Origin of the sequence: Acinetobacter sp. YH16032 (genome assembly GCF_013417345.1) — a bacterium.
Classification (GTDB): Bacteria; Pseudomonadota; Gammaproteobacteria; order Pseudomonadales; family Moraxellaceae; genus Acinetobacter.
This window is the reverse complement of record NZ_VPEE01000006.1, coordinates 34937-51326: the sequence shown is the minus strand read 5'-3', so window position 1 is coordinate 51326 and position 16390 is coordinate 34937. Positions and strand designations below refer to the sequence as shown.

General features: G+C 39.1%; 12 protein-coding genes. 4 read left to right on the top strand and 8 right to left on the bottom strand.

Features of this window, described 5'->3' with window-relative positions; all coding sequences use genetic code 11:
• Positions 1-111 precede the first annotated feature (111 nt).
• The 7 genes from FTV32_RS06095 to FTV32_RS06065 form a co-directional block, all read right to left on the bottom strand.
• Positions 112-2109 (bottom strand): alpha/beta fold hydrolase, encoded by a 1998-nt coding sequence (locus FTV32_RS06095; RefSeq protein ID WP_180028206.1) that lies wholly within the window; start codon positions 2107-2109, stop codon positions 112-114.
• Positions 2110-2230: 121 nt separating this feature from the next.
• Complete coding sequence (locus tag FTV32_RS06090; RefSeq protein ID WP_035266116.1) at positions 2231-3148, bottom strand: ABUW_2363 family tetratricopeptide repeat lipoprotein; 918 nt, start codon at positions 3146-3148, stop codon at positions 2231-2233.
• Positions 3149-3258: 110 nt separating this feature from the next.
• Positions 3259-4071, bottom strand: coding sequence for a serine O-acetyltransferase (gene cysE / locus FTV32_RS06085; RefSeq protein WP_035266113.1), 813 nt, complete (start codon positions 4069-4071; stop codon positions 3259-3261).
• Positions 4064-4906 (bottom strand): RNA methyltransferase, encoded by an 843-nt coding sequence (locus FTV32_RS06080; RefSeq protein ID WP_092767753.1) that lies wholly within the window; start codon positions 4904-4906, stop codon positions 4064-4066. The genes cysE and FTV32_RS06080 overlap by 8 nt, the downstream gene beginning before the upstream one ends.
• Positions 4907-4919: 13 nt before the next feature.
• Positions 4920-8498, bottom strand: a complete 3579-nt coding sequence (gene dnaE, locus FTV32_RS06075; RefSeq protein ID WP_180028205.1) for a DNA polymerase III subunit alpha — start codon at positions 8496-8498, stop codon at positions 4920-4922.
• Between the two features lie 173 nt (positions 8499-8671).
• Positions 8672-9730 (bottom strand): type II asparaginase, encoded by a 1059-nt coding sequence (locus FTV32_RS06070; protein WP_035266107.1) that lies wholly within the window; start codon positions 9728-9730, stop codon positions 8672-8674.
• Between the two features lie 186 nt (positions 9731-9916).
• A complete protein-coding gene (locus tag FTV32_RS06065) occupies positions 9917-11152 on the bottom strand; it encodes a pyridoxal phosphate-dependent aminotransferase (protein WP_035266106.1) in 1236 nt (411 codons plus the stop codon).
• A 151-nt stretch (positions 11153-11303) separates the two neighbouring features.
• Here FTV32_RS06065 and msrB point away from each other — a divergent pair, with 151 nt between their 5' ends.
• Together msrB and FTV32_RS06055 are read left to right on the top strand one after the other, a co-directional pair.
• On the top strand, positions 11304-11723 hold the full coding sequence (gene msrB, locus FTV32_RS06060; RefSeq protein ID WP_035266138.1) for a peptide-methionine (R)-S-oxide reductase MsrB: 420 nt from the start codon (positions 11304-11306) through the stop codon (positions 11721-11723).
• Positions 11720-12202, top strand: a complete 483-nt coding sequence (locus tag FTV32_RS06055) for a glutathione peroxidase (protein ID WP_035266096.1) — start codon at positions 11720-11722, stop codon at positions 12200-12202. Before msrB ends, FTV32_RS06055 begins: the two co-directional genes overlap by 4 nt.
• Before the next feature lie 37 nt (positions 12203-12239).
• On the opposite strand, the gene FTV32_RS06050 is transcribed toward FTV32_RS06055, so the two are convergent.
• The gene (locus FTV32_RS06050) at positions 12240-13760 is read right to left on the bottom strand and encodes an NAD(P)/FAD-dependent oxidoreductase (protein ID WP_180028204.1); all 1521 of its coding nucleotides are present in this window, start codon (positions 13758-13760) and stop codon (positions 12240-12242) included.
• Positions 13761-13915: 155 nt separating this feature from the next.
• On the opposite strand from FTV32_RS06050, the gene FTV32_RS06045 reads away from it, so the two are divergent.
• Positions 13916-14926 carry an AraC family transcriptional regulator gene (locus FTV32_RS06045; RefSeq protein WP_180028203.1) on the top strand — a complete coding sequence of 337 codons (1011 nt, stop codon included), beginning with the start codon at positions 13916-13918 and terminating at the stop codon, positions 14924-14926.
• Between the two features lie 100 nt (positions 14927-15026).
• Positions 15027-16169, top strand: coding sequence for a cell division protein ZapE (gene zapE, locus FTV32_RS06040; RefSeq protein WP_092767765.1), 1143 nt, complete (start codon positions 15027-15029; stop codon positions 16167-16169).
• Positions 16170-16390 lie beyond the last annotated feature (221 nt).

Sequence of the window (16390 nt, the reverse complement as noted above, 5' to 3'; positions counted from 1 at the left end):
GAGAAGGTAGTTAAAAATATGAGTGGGATTCAAAAGTCGTCCTTTGGGACTATAAAAACAAAAAGTCGATGCATCTTTGATACATCGGCAGATAAAAGCTAAAGGAAATCGTTATTTGGCAATTCCAAGCTCTGTCAAATGAAGTCTTAGGATTCGTCTTAATTCCAAAACAGCTTCAGGCGTTTCCTGAATTGAGTGACCACCTTTGATAATAATCTCAGATTGTGCCCCTTTAAGATGCGCACTCTGATAAGGCACGATCCCATCTGACATAACAGTAGGATCTTTACTCTCAGTCACATTCCCCATGATGGAGTGAAATTTAAATCCTTTAATTGGCGTCACAGGTGAGGTTAATTTGGTGAAAGGAGAGTTGTGACTCAGATCACTCGGACCATTTTGAATCAATCCATGACTTAAGTCTTTGACAAAATGTTTAATATTAATATCTTTATCTGAGAGCGATTCAGCAAATGCACCCAAAAATGCACCTGGCAATTTGATCATTTTACGCGCAGCTCGTGTAAACCAACGATCAGCATAATCTGTGCCTCTATGAGGTGCTGCTAAGAAAATAGCACGATTAAATTGTGGCACAGGTTTGATTTGTAAACGAGCTTTAAATAAAGGTTCATTCTTAAAACGGCTAATTTGAGAATTTTTTAATTGAGACAATGCAGGTTGTGTTAAATCAGCTTGGCTCACCAATAATCTTGAAATAATACCACCCATACTATGTCCAATCAGAACTGCATCTTTAGCTGACGCCGTAGATTGATCAAGTGAATTAAATGCTTGTTGAATGATCGCATTCACCTGAAAGCGACTTTCTAAAATTGGCATATTGGTTGAGTAAAATACTTGCCAAACTTGATAATGCTCTCTTAGAACATTATCTCCCATAATGTCATTGGTTAATGCAATCCAAGCTTCTGGACTGCTTGCAAGTCCATGCACCAAAACAATAATTTTTTTGTTTGGATTATAGGGTTCGAGCATAAAGAGATGGGGCATTGTGATTGTATTGTCACGATCAATCAAACTCAAATATGCAGCAGCACCTAAGTTATTTTCGGCAAGCCACAAACCATAAGGTGCAGAGTAATTCGCAGCTAAGGGATAAACTTTTCCACCTACTTTTAATTGATCTAATCCATAAGGATCATAAATATTCAGGGTGAAATGCGGGTCATTCAGAATATCCTCTACATTACTTTGACGCGCAGGCTCAGCGGTCATCGTGACTGAAAGATAACGTGGTGGATGAATGTTAGGATTACGACCATTTTTATAAGCGTGATTTAATGGATCTACAATATATTTACCTGAATCGCTATTTCGCTCTGGCGCTGGAAGCGTTGCGACAAATTCCGCACCGAAACCATCCCGACGGTTAATCGAACGCAAGCCACTAAAATTGAGATTGTAGCTTGAAAGCAGGCTATCTAATTTTTGATTAGCAATCTGAGGGTAATGGTCATAGTTGATGGTATAAATGCTTTCACCAATTTTTATTTGTTTGGGAACTTTTTCACCCGTATAGCGCATACCATAGGTCATCACCATTTTTGCCAAGGCTTGATTGTAGAAATCTCGTATTTGAACTTGTCTATTATCGAAAATACGGTCGCTTGGTTGGCGTTTTGTCTTGAATAGATAGGCATAACTATAACGAATACTTTTATCAAGCATTGCTAACTGTTGGTCAAGACATTGACTATAGTTTTCTTGATGAATTTTTTTCTTTTCTTCTGACTGATATTTATTAATTAAACTGGTATTACAAGCAGAAGAATTACTGAGGGCTAATGCCCGTGTCAAATATGCTTCACTTGCAGTTGAATAAAGTTGTTCATCTTGAATTTGTTTAATTTTTTTTAGATCAGATACACATTTATCGGGATCATTAGAACAACTTTCAGCCTCACTGCCTGTCATTGAGAGGACATTCAGACTCGCTTCACTCATTTTTTTACGCGTTAATATGCTATCTCGTTCATTCGCGATCGAGACATTAAGCGCTTGATTTTTTACACTGACGACTTGGCAACCTGTCATAAATAGTGGTGTTGCGATCAGTAGGGCGCCAATGTATTTATTGTTCATCATAAATATATTTTCAACTGTCAGCATGAATCATTAACGCTGAGCATACGTTATTTTTAGGGAGATAAAAATAAGTGCTAAAAAAAATAGACTGAATAATCAGTCTATTTTTTGTGAAATAAGATTATGATTTCGCTGGATTGTTTAAAATTTGCCAAACATTGTAACGACCTTGTTTCTCAATTTCTTGAATCAAGCGGTCAGCAACTTCAGTTTCTTCAGGATATTTCACTTTGTAATTTTTTAAAGTTGTGATTGCATTTTTCTTTTGGCTCAATGCGAGGTAGTTATTAACAGCTACGAGATAAGCTTCTTGAACACCCGCTTTGATGGCTTTATCGATATATGGAATAGCTTCTTTTTGACCACCACCTTCAGACAAAGAGAAACCAAACCAGAAGTTCGCTTCAGCGTCTTCTTTGTTGATCTTCAGGATTTGTTGTGCATATTTTAATGATTTAGTGGTGTAAGCAGAACCAAGATCAAGGTTACGACCCAATATACTTGCTTTAAATGCACGAATTAAGATATCGAATGACGCGTTATCTTTCGCTGCTAAAGTATCTAGTTGAGCTGAAACTTCACGTAATTTAGCTTCAAAACCGCGACGTTCTTGACGATCTGTAAAGCGAGGAGGATAGTGACGTGCTTTACCTTCAACCATCTGAAGGAAGTCATCAATTTCTGTAATGTCGATTTCATTTTGACCCGCTAAAACTGTGTATTTCATCGCACGTTGTGAACTATTCACAGTCGGTACGATTAATTTGTTTTGTTCGAGGATCATCTTTCTGTTTGGATTATTTGGATCAGTCACCTCAAGTTTTTGAAGTGGTGCAGCAGCAGCTTTTTTTAGTTCAAGCTCGAATACTGGTGGTTGGCTATAATTAAAAGGATTTAATGCATAAAATGGCGCACTTAAATCAGGCTCAGAAAAGACGATTGGATCGTTTGTTTTAGATTGTTTTTTAACTGCTGGAGAGCTACAAGCACTCAATAATGAAACAGCGATCATGGTGGCAATGAGGGGCTTAATCGTCATATTTTCTTCCAATATTATGTTTTTAAATTCTAGTTCAGGTTGTATCTGAGTCTATGAAAAGACGAAACAACATGCAACTCAGATTCACCTAACTTAGTCAAACTTATACATTAAGCTTTTGATTGTGCAGTTTGAGCTTCGCACTCACGACGAACTTCGTCAATGATTTTTAACTCTTCAGCACTAAATGGTTGTCCATTACTTTGAGCGTTATTAAATGTTGGATCAAGTAATGAAAGTCGCTGACATAGAGTGTTCATGCGCTTTTCATTGTGCTGTATACGATCCAATAATACTCGCATACCTTCTAACATAGGATCTGATTGATCTTGGGTTGTCGCATAAGGCTGAAAACCGATGCTTTCTGCATAATTGCGTCGTTCGGATTCTTTGTCCAAATCTTTTTGCTGATTTTTAATAATAAATCGCGCTGGGTTACCTACGGCAGTAGCACCTTCAGGTACTTCTTTAGTGACCACAGCATTCGAACCCACCTTCGCATTCTTATGCACGGTAAATGGTCCTAAAATTTTCGCACCTGCGCCAACGACTACACCATCTTCTAAAGTTGGGTGACGTTTGCCTTTATTCCAAGTCGTGCCACCTAATGTCACGCCATGATAGAGCGTCACATCATCACCAATTTCAGCTGTTTCCCCAATGACCACACCCATACCGTGATCAATAAAAAAACGTTTGCCAATTTTGGCACCTGGGTGAATTTCGATACCAGTTGCAAAACGACTAAAAGAAGACAGCATGCGGGCTGAAGTTTTACACTCTTTTTTCCAAAGCTCATGCGCAACACGATGCATAATCAGTGCGTGAATTCCTGGATAAGTGGTTAAAACTTCAAATGTGTTGCGCGCCGCAGGATCGCGGGCAAACACAGCTTGAATATCTTCTTTAAGCTGTTTAAGCATCTTTTGATTTCTCTTTAGAATCTGACTTTTTCCATGTGCCATTGTTCAATGCCTGAACACGACTGAAAATACCTCTAAGAAGATGGTACTCCATACGATCTAATTGTATACGTCCGAATAAGCGACGCAAGCGTAAAGGCAATAATCGTGGGTTTTCTGGGTCTAAAAACTCGATTTCGTGCAACATTTTTTCAAAATGAGGATAAAATTGTTCCATCTGTTGATGTGTTACCAACGGCTCATCCCAATGCATAGAATCTTCATCAGTCACTTTCATAACTGCTTGAGGATCTTCAACTTGTTCCATGAGAGCCGTGGTCGCCATTCGCATTTCATAGCAAATAATTTGAATGGCTTGAGCGACATTGAGTACCCCATAGTCTGTATTCACAGGGATGGTCACATGGTAATTCGCCAAGGCCAACTCTTCATTGGTTAATCCGCGATCTTCACGCCCAAATATTACGGCAATTTCTTGTTGTTCTTTGATCACCGCTTGCATCGATTTATCAGCAGCAGGCCGAGCATCTAATAAAGGCCATGGAATAGTTCGGCTACGAGCACTTGTACCAAAGACTAAATGACAATCTGCGATGGCTTCTTCAAGCGTTTCTACAATCTGAATTTGATCAATTAAATCGGTTGCACCGGCTGCAAGTGCATCAATATCAGGGTGAGGATAAGTTTTAGGTGCAACTAAAACCAATTTTGAAAGCCCCATGGTTTTCATTGCTCTAAGTGCGCTACCGATATTCGCAGGCAGGGTAGTATTCACCATAACAATACGCACATGAGACAAATGCGCTGAGACAGCAGCATTATCAATTAAATTCATAAATCTTCCAAAATTAAGAGTATTGACTGACTTCCGTCATGTATTGATCCATTGCTTCATCCATACTGATCTGATCAGGTGGAGAGGCATGTGATGTGATGACTGGTTCTGATTTTGGTTCTACGGCGTGGGAACGTGCAGCTTTTGACTTGACATGATACTCCACATGTAAGGCCTCTTTACCAAAATAGTCGCGCAGTTTGAACAATAAGTCATCGAGTGGTGCGACATTCCATTGCGGTGGTAAATGAAAATCAGCCGTTGCATATGGAAAGTCGAGTTGTACTTGTAATGGCACATGCTGACACATATCTACATTACAAAATGGTTGAATGATCTGCGAAAGCTCTTGACCAAGATTTGGCTGAATATGCTCAGGTTGTAATTTGATGAGGATGTGATTCGCACGTTTTTGACGAATTTCATTTAATGTAAACGCTTTTGTAAGACGTCCCATCGGACGGTCGAAGCCTTCACGCTCATAAATTTCACCTTCAATCACGATCACTCTTTCATTCACAATAATGTCTTTAAAACGTTGGAAGCGTTCATGATTTGCTGAGACTTCAATTCGAGCAGTACCATCATCGAGTGTGATCATCATGCGGTTAGGGAAATTTGCGACATCCACAACCAAGCCTGCAAATACAGTAGTTACTCCACGACGTGTTGGAGTCAGCTCATTAATTTTGTTAGAAATAAACGCTTTTAATTCAGGGCGATATACATCGATCGGGTGTCCCGTTAAATATAAACCTAAGGTGTCTTTTTCACCTTTTAAACGGACTTCATCAGACCAAGGTTTTACAGGTTTAGTAGGTTTACGTTGAACTTCTTCAACTTCACCAAATAAATCCATAATGCCAGTTTCGCGGTTTGAACGAGCTTGTTCGGCAGCTTGTACAGCTTCAGGCAATTGAGCCATTAAAGTCGCGCGTTCAAGTCCGAGACAATCTAATGCACCTGAGCGAATCAAAGCTTCAAGTGTACGTTTATTGATTTTCTTCAGATCAATGCGATGGCAGAAATCAAATAAATCTTTATAAGGTCCAAGTTGCTTACGTGAATCAATCACGGATTGCATTGCTGCTTCACCAACACCCTTGATTGCACCTAGACCATATACAATGGTTTTTTCATCAATTGCATGGAATTGATAAATCGACATATTGACGGAAGGTGGTAACACGTCGAGACCATTGTTACGACAGTCATCAATCAAGAATACAATACTGTCTGTGTTTTGCATTTCCGAAGTCAGTACAGCGGACATAAACTCAGAAGGATAGTGTGCTTTTAACCAAGCCGTCTGATAAGCCACCAATGCATAGGCTGCAGCATGTGATTTGTTGAAACCATAGCCTGCAAATTTTTCCATATAGTCGAAGATATGGTTCGCCGTTTGCTCATCGATATCTTTTTTTGCAGCACCTTCAATAAAGATTTGGCGTTGTTTAACCATCTCTTCAGGTTTCTTTTTACCCATCGCACGACGAAGTAAGTCCGCACCACCTAGACTATATCCAGCACAATACTGAGCTGCTTGCATAACCTGTTCTTGATATACCATAATCCCATAGGTAGGTTCTAAGACACCTTCTAATAGGGGATGTAAGTATTCGAACTCTCCACCATGCATACGATGAATAAAGTCTGGAATTAGATCCATTGGGCCCGGGCGGTACAATGACACGAAGGCAATAATTTCTTCAAATTTACTTGGGCGTGCTTCCTTGAGCATTTTTTTCATGCCCACGGATTCAAATTGGAATACCGCAGTGGTATTTGCTTCGGCAAATATCGAATATGCAGCTTTGTCGTTTAGCGGAATATTCTCAATCTTTAGAGGTATTTCAAACTTTAATCGTTGGTTAATGTGCTGAATAGCATCTTCAATTACAGTAAGATTTCGCAACCCCAAGAAGTCAAATTTAACAAGTCCTGCCGCCTCAACATCGTCTTTATCAAATTGAGCGACACGACCGGTACCATCTTCGTCACACAGTACAGCTGAGAAGTCCGTAATCTTGGTCGGTGCGATTACAACACCACCTGCGTGCTTACCAGTGTTACGCGTTATTCCTTCAAGTTTAAGCGCCATTTCCCAGATTTCTGATGCATCTTCATAATCTGGGTTGGATGGGTTGGTTACAATATCTTTAAGTTGTGGTTCTGCTTCTAAAGATTCTTCTAAACTTAAACCCAAAGGTTTAGTCGGGATCATTTTAGAAATACGATCTGCTAAGCCGTAAGACTTACCTAAAACTCGTGCAACATCTCGAATTGCACCTTTCGCTGCCATCGTACCAAATGTTGCAATTTGAGATACAGCGTCACGCCCATAAGTTCGTGCTACATAATCAATTACACGATCACGACCTGCGATACAAAAATCCACGTCAAAGTCTGGCATCGAAACACGTTCAGGGTTTAAGAAACGTTCGAAAAGAAGTCCGTATGGTAGTGGATCTAAATCTGTAATTTTTAAACTGTATGCAACTAATGAGCCTGCACCTGAACCACGGCCCGGGCCTACAGGTACGCCATTGTTCTTGGACCACTGAATGAAGTCCATGACAATCAAGAAGTAACCTGGGAATCCCATCGAGTTAATGATCTTGATTTCGAAATCTAATCGATCGTCATATTCTTTGCGAATTTCAGGCCAGTCTTCTCCACGTTTCTCCACAGGATAGAGGTGATTAAGACGTTCTTCTAATCCTTCTTTAGACAAATGGGCAAAGAAGGTATCAATTGTATGACCTTCAGGAATTGGATAGTCAGGTAAAAAGTATTTACCTAAGCGAAGTGTCACATTACAGCGTTTAGCAATTTCAACTGTATTTTGAATAGCACTGGGGATATCAGCAAATAACTCCACCATTTGCGCTGTTGTTTTGAAATATTGCTCAGGGCTGTAAGTACGTGGACGACGATTATCACCTAAAACATAGCCATCTGCGATGCAGACGCGCGCTTCATGGGCTTCAAAGTCTTCTTCTCTAATAAAATGAACATCATTATGAGCGACAACACCGATTTGATATTTTGCGGCTAATTTAACAGCTTCAATAATAAAATCTTCTTCTTGTGGGCGATTGGTGCGCGTGAGTGCTAAATAGACACGATTGCCAAATTTTTCTATCCAAGCTTCAAGTAAGGGTTCAGCTTTTTCAGGGCTACTTGAACACAGCATTTCTCCAACATCACTTTTAATCCCTAAAAGTGCAATCATGCCCGGCGCTTGTTCTAACACCCATTCTTTTTTTACACACGGGATACTGAGTTGTTGTCCTTCAATAAAGCCGCGCGATACTACTTCAGTTAAACTACGCCAACCCTCATTATTCATCGCCAGTAAAGTCATACGATGTGATTCATCATTCAAACGAATCACACTTCCTAAAATAGGTTTAATCCCTTTTTTAAGACACGAGGTATAAAACTTCACTGCTGCATGTAAGTTCGATAAATCTGTCATCGCGAGTGCAGGCATAGAATCCTGTACAGCAGACTTCATTAGATCAGGTATACGTACGATTGATTCAGTAATAGAAAATTCTGTATGAACACCGAGATGAACAAACTGCATAGATGAGTCCTTTACAAGAGCAGAGCGTATTTTATCATGCAAAGTGATTTAGAGCTGAGAATCCACGATATTTTATATGATTCGCACAAATTAACTTCGATTTGAATAAAGGCGATTTTATATCAATCAAAAAAAGTGCCATTCGGCACTTTTTTATAACATGAAAATTGGGCTTAATATTCCCAGAACATGCGTTGTATTTCTTTTGCATCTTTGGTTTTGGTTAAAGCAAGCGCGGTTAAAATTTTAGCTTTTTGAGGGTTGAAGTCATGTGCAACTACCCAACCATATTTGTCATCTGGCTGTTCGGCATTACGGAGAACGAATCCTTGTGGCACTCGTGAAGAACGTACAATTTGTATACCACTTTGCTGAAGTTGATTCAGCGTGGGAACAATATTTTTCGCGACTGAGCCGTTTCCTGTACCTGCATGGACAATGGCTTTAACCCCAGCCTTGGCATACGCTTGATAAGCATCAGGAATCATGTTGCCAGAGCCATAGACAATTTGAACTAATGGGAGTGTATCACCCTTAATATTCTCGATATTAAATTCTGACCGCTGATTAAATCGCTTAACAGAACTTCGGAACCAATAAGGTTTAGATTCTACCAACGTCCCTAAAGCTCCCCATTGGCTTACAAAGGCATTGGTATGAATATTAATGCCTTTAGTCACATCTCGAGCTGCAAAAATACTATCGTTCATAAGGACGAACACCCCCTTATTTTTTGCACTCGGGTCTGCTGCCAGAGCAACTGCACTATATAAATTTAGTGGGCCATCCGCAGATAAAGCCGTCGATGGGCGCATTGAGCCGACAACAACAATAGGTTTTTCCGTTTGTACGACTAGATTAAGAAAAAAAGCGGTTTCTTCTAAAGTATCTGTGCCATGTGTAATGACAACGCCATTTACATCTGACTTTTTAACCAAATCATTGACTTGGCGGGCAAGGGAAAGTAATTCTTTGTCTGTAATGCTTTCAGAAGCAACCTGCATTGCTTGTACGCCGCTCACATTGGCTAAATCTTTAATTTGAGGAACGGCATTCAGTAAGTCATCCACTGGAACTTTTGCGGCAGTGTAAGTGGCGCTGTTGGTTGAGCTTGCACCAGCACCCGCAATCGTTCCCCCAGTTGCAACGACGACAACGTTATTTTTAGCAAAGCTCGTTAGGGGTAATAACAAGCCAATCGATAGAGTCAGTGCGGTTAGCGTCTTTTTCATCTTTTTCCCTAAATGTTTTTTATAGTATTGTGCATGGATAATGCTTAATCACGATAAAGGAAAAGAAGGGTGCTTGTATATAATAAAAATGAAATTCATATCATGAAATAATCAAAATATTAAATATAAAACCCCCACATTGAAATCTGGGGGTTTTAAATACATCATTCACATAAAACGACTGAATTAACGCATTTTCGCCAAGAATCTTCCTAGACGGTTAATCGCTTCACGAAGTTCATTTTCAGCAGGCAAGAACACCACACGGAAATGATCAGGGGTAGGCCAGTTGAATCCTGTACCTTGAACCAATAACACTTTTTCTGCTTTGAGGAAGTCAAGCATAAACTGTTCATCATCCTGAATCGGATAAATTTCAGGATCAAGTTTAGGGAAACAATACATTGCACCTTCAGGTTTAACACAGCTTACACCTGGGATTTCATTCAACATTTGCCAAGCAATATTGCGTTGCTCATACAAACGACCACCTGGACGAATTAAATCGTTGATAGACTGGTAGCCACCCAATGCAGTTTGAATAGCATATTGAGCTTGATGGTTAGCACACAGGCGCATTGACGCGAGCATGTCTAGACCTTCAATATAATCTGCTGCACGTGTCTTATCACCCGTAATTGCCATCCAGCCTGAACGGTATCCAGCAATTCGATAGGATTTAGATAATCCGTTAAATGAAATACACAGTTGATTACCCGCAAGGGCAGCGACCGATACATGTTCGATTCCATCGTAAACGATCTTATCGTAGATCTCATCAGCAAATAAAATCAGGTCATATTTTTTTGCAAGAGCGACAATTTTTTCTAAGACATGGCGTGGATAAACAGCACCCGTTGGATTGTTCGGATTGATAATCACGATCCCACGAGTATTAGGCGTAATTTTGTTTTCCATATCCTGAATATCAGGATACCAATTGTCTTCCTCATCACATTTATAATGAATTGCTGTACCACCAGAAAGATTAACGGCGGCAGTCCATAATGGATAATCTGGCATTGGCACCAGCATTTCATCGCCGTCATCTAACAGGCCTTGCATAGCCATTACAATCAGCTCAGAAACACCATTCCCAATATACACATCATTAACATGCATATTGAAAATACCTTTTTGTTGATAATACTGACAAACCGCTTTGCGGGCAGGGAAAATCCCTTTTGAGTCTGTATAACCAATTGCATTTGGTAAGTTCAACGCAACATCATTGATAATTTCTTGAGGTGCTTCAAAACCGAAGGGCGCTGGGTTGCCGATATTGAGTTTAATTATCTTATGTCCGGCTTCTTCCATTTCGTTGGCGGCGCGTAACACAGGTCCACGAATGTCATAGCATACATGCTCGAGCTTAGACGATTTCTTAATTTCGCGTGGAGTAGTGTTACCTAAAACGGACATATTCCCATCCAATTATTTTTGAGTGAATAAAAATAGATTACTAAATATCACAATCTATGTAGAAATTTAGCTAGAAATTTTTCAAGCTCTAGCGTAAATATGAAGGTACTGAAGCATGACATTGAATGTCAAAGATTTAAAGGAGTTAATCATGGGAAAACTCAATAAAACAGACCGAGAATGGCAAAGAGAGTTATCACCAGAGGAGTATCGCATTACCCGTCAAAAGGGAACTGAGCCTGCTTTCACAGGGCGATATTGGAATACCAAACAAGAAGGAACTTATGTTTGTCGTTGCTGTGGCGAACCTTTATTTACTTCAGAAACCAAATATGACAGTGGCTGTGGATGGCCTAGTTTTTATCGTCCAATCAACCAAACAGTCATTGAAGAACATGACGATCACTCACATGGCATGATTCGTACTGAGATTGTTTGTCATCATTGTGACGCACATCTAGGTCATGTTTTTGAGGATGGACCTGAACCTACAGGTCTTCGTTATTGCGTAAACTCAGCTTCATTAGAATTAAAAACCCAAGAAAAAAATGATGAGGAAACCTATCCATGACTAATATTTATCAATTTGAGGCAGAATTGCTAGAAGGGGAAAATAAGCAATTTTCGGACTATGAAGGTAAAGTGCTATTGATAGTCAACACAGCCAGCAAATGTGGATTTACGCCACAATTTGCAGGGTTGGAAGCGCTGTATGAAAAGTATAAAGATCAAGGTTTTGAGGTACTAGGATTTCCGTGTAATCAATTTGGTGGGCAAGATCCGGGTACGCATGAAGAAATTGGTAGTTTTTGCCAGAGAAATTACGGTGTATCCTTTCCGATGTTCGCTAAAGTGGATGTAAAAGGTCCTGAAGCCCATGTGATTTTTCGGTATCTCACCAACAACAGCAAAGGAATTTTAGGAAGTGGAATTAAGTGGAACTTTACCAAATTTTTGATTGGAAAAGATGGCAAAGTGCTTAATCGATATGCACCTACAACTAAACCAGAAAGCATCGAAGATGATATTCAAAAAGCACTGGCTCAGTAAAAAAAATCAGCTCAATTGAGCTGATTTTTTTATTCATTTAATTCAAGAAACGATAATCGGCTAGATTTGCATTTTTGGTTTCTAGCCAATACTTCCATGTATAACTCGGCCAAAGTGAAAAATTCTTTCCGCCTTCTTGCTGATACCAACTCACACAGCCAGATTGCCAAACTGTGCCTGCAAATTTTTCTTGGATTTTACGGTTGAATTCTTCTTGGACTACATCTTTGACCACGATTGCTTTGGTTTTGGATTTTTCTACAGCTTCAATCAGTTGTAGAATGTAATTCACTTGAGATTCGATCATAAAAATTACAGAGTTATGACCTAAAACAGTATTCGGGCCTAAAAGTTGAAAGAGATTTGGAAATCCTTTGGTAGAAATTCCATAGTAGCTTTCAGCACCCTCTTTCCATGCTTCTTTCAACTCAATACCATTTTCGCCATAACATTTAAAATCTTTTAAATAAATTCGTGGATCAGTAATAAAACCAGTACCGTAAATTAAGCAATCTATTTCTCGTACTTGACCATCTTTGGTAACAATCGCATTTTCAGTAATTTCTTGAATGCTGTCCGTCACGAGCTCTACATTCTTGCGATTAAATGTTGGGAAATATCGATTTGATACCAAAATTCTTTTACACCCCATGGTGTAATCTGGTGTCAGTTTTTTTGCTATTTCTTTATCTTTGACTTGGAAGCGAATGAAAGCTTCTGCAAGTTTTTGACCCAGTCGCATCATTTGAGGTTTTACAATCGGAACTACGCGTGATTCGTTAGACCAATATAAGCGTGCTCGATGCAATTTTCTAAACCAGTCGTATTGGGCAAATAGTTTTTTGTCTAAAGCATTATAAGCTCGTTCATCGCGCGGTATTACCCATGCAGCCGTTCTTTGAAACACGTATAACTGTTTGGTTTTTGGTGCAATCTCAGGAATATATTGAATTGCACTTCCACCTGTGCCGATACTGGCTACACGTTTACCATTCAGGTCATAAGCATGATTCCAAGATGATGAGTGGAATACTTCGCCTTTAAATTTTTCGATTCCTTTAATCTTTGGAATTTGAGGAATATGCAATGGACCAGAGGCAAAAATAAGGAATTGACTGTGTAGAGCACTTTGATTCTTGATGGAGATTTCCCACACATGAGCTTGCTCATCGAAGCGTGTCGAAATGACTTCGGTATCAAATTGAATAAATTTTTTTAAATCATATTCTTGAATAAGGTCTTGAATATATTGGAAAATTTCAGGTGCTTCAGCATATCGTTTTGTCCAGTCAGATTTTGGTGCAAAAGATAATGAATACATATGAGACTGCACATCACATGCAGCACCCGGGTATTGATTTTCACGCCAAGTACCACCTACATCTGAAGCTTTTTCAAGAATAACAAAATCTTTAATACCGCGTTTAAGAAGTTGAATAGCTGTGGCTAATCCTCCAAATCCGGCGCCGATAATCGCAATTTTAGTATTTTTCTTGATGAATTGCGTTTCAGTTAAGTCGACTGAATTTGTATCTAGCTGATCTGATGTAACTTCCATTTTAATACTCGTTTATATTATTTGAAGCTATCATAATCAGTCTGGACTGAAACTGACATGATTTCATTGACATTTAATATTGATATTTTCGGCAATATTCTTTCCCTTTTTTTTAGGGTAAAACATATGCAACTTTAATTTTAAAATTCTGATTTATGAAAAGGTCGATTCTCGGTTTGTTGTATCTCATACAGGGTATGCGACAAATCGGAATAAATGTGGACGAAAGATTGGAAGCTGTCGGTTTAAAGGCGGATGCTTTAGATCCGAGTTCAACGATTCAACCTGAATTAGAACAAATCATTCAAAGAATTATTGCTAAAGGGGTTAACCCGTTGCTCGGTTTAGATGTCGGTCAACATTATGCGCTCGCAGGCTATGGTCCGCTTCTTATGCTGTTGGTCACAAGCCCGAATGTCGGTGCGGCTCTCACAAATGGAATACGCTATCAAGCGCTTACCCATTTATCGGGTAGACTTACATTAGAGCAGACGAGTGTCTATGCGGCTTTATGTTATGAGCCTCTCAATTTACAAAGTGAAGTTGATGAGTTCAGGGCTCAATGTGAAATTTCAGGTACGGTTAAATTCGTGCAAGATATCTACAAAATGATAGGATTGCCTTTTCCTGAAGTGCAGGTTGAATTGCCGTTTTCACGACCGAAAGAATCCATTTTTTTGAACAAGTATTTGAATTATTTCGGTGCGCAAGTTCGGTTTGAACATGATAAATTTCGACTGATTTTTGATGCAGAAATTTTAGAATTGAAGTTGCCTTCAGCTGATCAAATCACATTTAATGTCTACCAACAAAGATGTAATGCTGAGATCGAAAGATTAAATGCGCAACAATTGAATCAACACCAGTTGATTCAAAGAATTCACGATTATTTGGATTTACAAACGGGGCAGATTCCAACAATGGCAGAAACTGCTCAAGCTTTGAATATTCCAGAGCGTACTTTGCGACATCAGCTTAACCAATTGAATACAAGCTATAAGCAAATACGGGAGCAACTCATTCGAGAGAAAGCGCTTCGATTAATTGAGTACAAAGAGTATTCGATAGAAGTAATAGCTGAAATGCTTGGATATTCAGAACCTGCAGCATTTAACCATGCTTTTAAAAGATGGTTTGGACAAAGTCCACGACAGTATGGGAAATAACCTCAGCATGTATGCTCAAATGGTATATGCCAAAGTGTTATTTATCATTTTTTTAAATATTCGTTATACTTCCGACGGCCTAAAAAAGTAATCAATATCTATGTTCCATTCTCATTCTTCGCAAAATAGTTTAAGTCACACTCCGCAATCACCTGCAGAACGTTATGCTCACGCAATTTCGTCAGGACAATTTATGCCTGATGATGCTCAAGCTCAAGCTGTACATGAACTTAATCGTGTTTGGGAAGAACTGATCTTACGATATAAAGCTTCTAAAAAAGCGTTTCGACGTTTTCGCCGTCAAACAGCCCCTAAGGGTGTTTATATGTGGGGTGGTGTTGGGCGTGGAAAAACTTGGTTGATGGACCAGTTTTACGATGCGATACCATTCCGTCGTAAGACGCGTATGCATTTCCATCATTTTATGCAATATGTGCATAAAGAGTTAAATAAAAATTCAGGACAGCAAAATCCACTCGACATCGTTGCTGATCAAATTTACAAAGATGCGGTTGTGATCTGTTTTGATGAATTCTTTGTATCAAATGTCACGGATGCGATGATTTTAAGTGATTTATTCCAAAAGCTATTTGTACGTGGAATTACACTTGTTGCAACATCAAACATTGCACCAGATGGTTTATACAAGAACGGCATACATCGCGACCGCTTTATTCCAACGATTGAAATGGTAAAAAAGAACTGTGTCATTTTGAATGTGGATGCAGGTGTTGACTATCGTTTGCGTGTACTGAAACAAGCGCAATTGTTCAAATCACCTTTAAGCCATGATAATCAGGTATGGATGGCACAACGTTTTTCAGCATTAACCAGTGCTCAAAATGTGAGTGAAGAACCGATTATCATTAATGGACGTAATGTCGATACGATTGGTCATACTGAAGATGTATTGTGGTGTGAGTTTTCTGAACTCTGTATGAAGCCACGAAGTCCTGCGGACTTTATCGAAATTGCGAACACTTATAACACTGTCCTAGTCAGTAATGTTCCCGATCTGAATGATTATTTATCAGAAGGAACACGCCGATTCATTTATTTAGTCGACGAGTTCTATGATCGTGGTGTTAAATTATTACTGACCTCACATGCCAGTATCATTGATATATATAGTGGCGAAAAATTAGCGTTTGAAATCGAACGTACACGTTCACGTTTACTTGAAATGCAATCAGATGACTATTTACAATCTGCGCATCGACAAATTGATAAGCCCGCTGAATAAATGTGAGAATTCACAAATGAACCCAAACAGATGATGTTTGGGTTTTTTTTATTTGGAGTGGAATAAATTTGAAATCGTTCCTTAAAAGCGTAGAGAAAATAGACATATTGGTTTAAATTAAATCAGATTTGATGGAAATTGGCACTTAAGTCTAATTTCTACCTTTATAAAACTTTATACACTGTAATTAGATTGTTGAATTAAAACGACTCAATAAGTAA

Bases quoted from the DNA above. Each gene is read 5' to 3' on its own strand.
- FTV32_RS06050 (WP_180028204.1), bottom strand. From the start codon at position 13,760: ATGGAAGTTACATCAGATCAGCTAGATACAAATTCAGTCGACTTAACT.
- FTV32_RS06095 (WP_180028206.1), bottom strand. From the start codon at position 2,109: ATGATGAACAATAAATACATTGGCGCCCTACTGATCGCAACACCACTA.
- FTV32_RS06080 (WP_092767753.1), bottom strand. From the start codon at position 4,906: ATGAATTTAATTGATAATGCTGCTGTCTCAGCGCATTTGTCTCATGTG.
- dnaE (WP_180028205.1), bottom strand. From the start codon at position 8,498: ATGCAGTTTGTTCATCTCGGTGTTCATACAGAATTTTCTATTACTGAA.
- msrB (WP_035266138.1), top strand. From the start codon at position 11,304: ATGGGAAAACTCAATAAAACAGACCGAGAATGGCAAAGAGAGTTATCA.
- FTV32_RS06055 (WP_035266096.1), top strand. From the start codon at position 11,720: ATGACTAATATTTATCAATTTGAGGCAGAATTGCTAGAAGGGGAAAAT.
- FTV32_RS06090 (WP_035266116.1), bottom strand. From the start codon at position 3,148: ATGACGATTAAGCCCCTCATTGCCACCATGATCGCTGTTTCATTATTG.
- FTV32_RS06045 (WP_180028203.1), top strand. From the start codon at position 13,916: ATGAAAAGGTCGATTCTCGGTTTGTTGTATCTCATACAGGGTATGCGA.
- zapE (WP_092767765.1), top strand. From the start codon at position 15,027: ATGTTCCATTCTCATTCTTCGCAAAATAGTTTAAGTCACACTCCGCAA.
- cysE (WP_035266113.1), bottom strand. From the start codon at position 4,071: ATGCTTAAACAGCTTAAAGAAGATATTCAAGCTGTGTTTGCCCGCGAT.
- FTV32_RS06070 (WP_035266107.1), bottom strand. From the start codon at position 9,730: ATGAAAAAGACGCTAACCGCACTGACTCTATCGATTGGCTTGTTATTA.
- FTV32_RS06065 (WP_035266106.1), bottom strand. From the start codon at position 11,152: ATGTCCGTTTTAGGTAACACTACTCCACGCGAAATTAAGAAATCGTCT.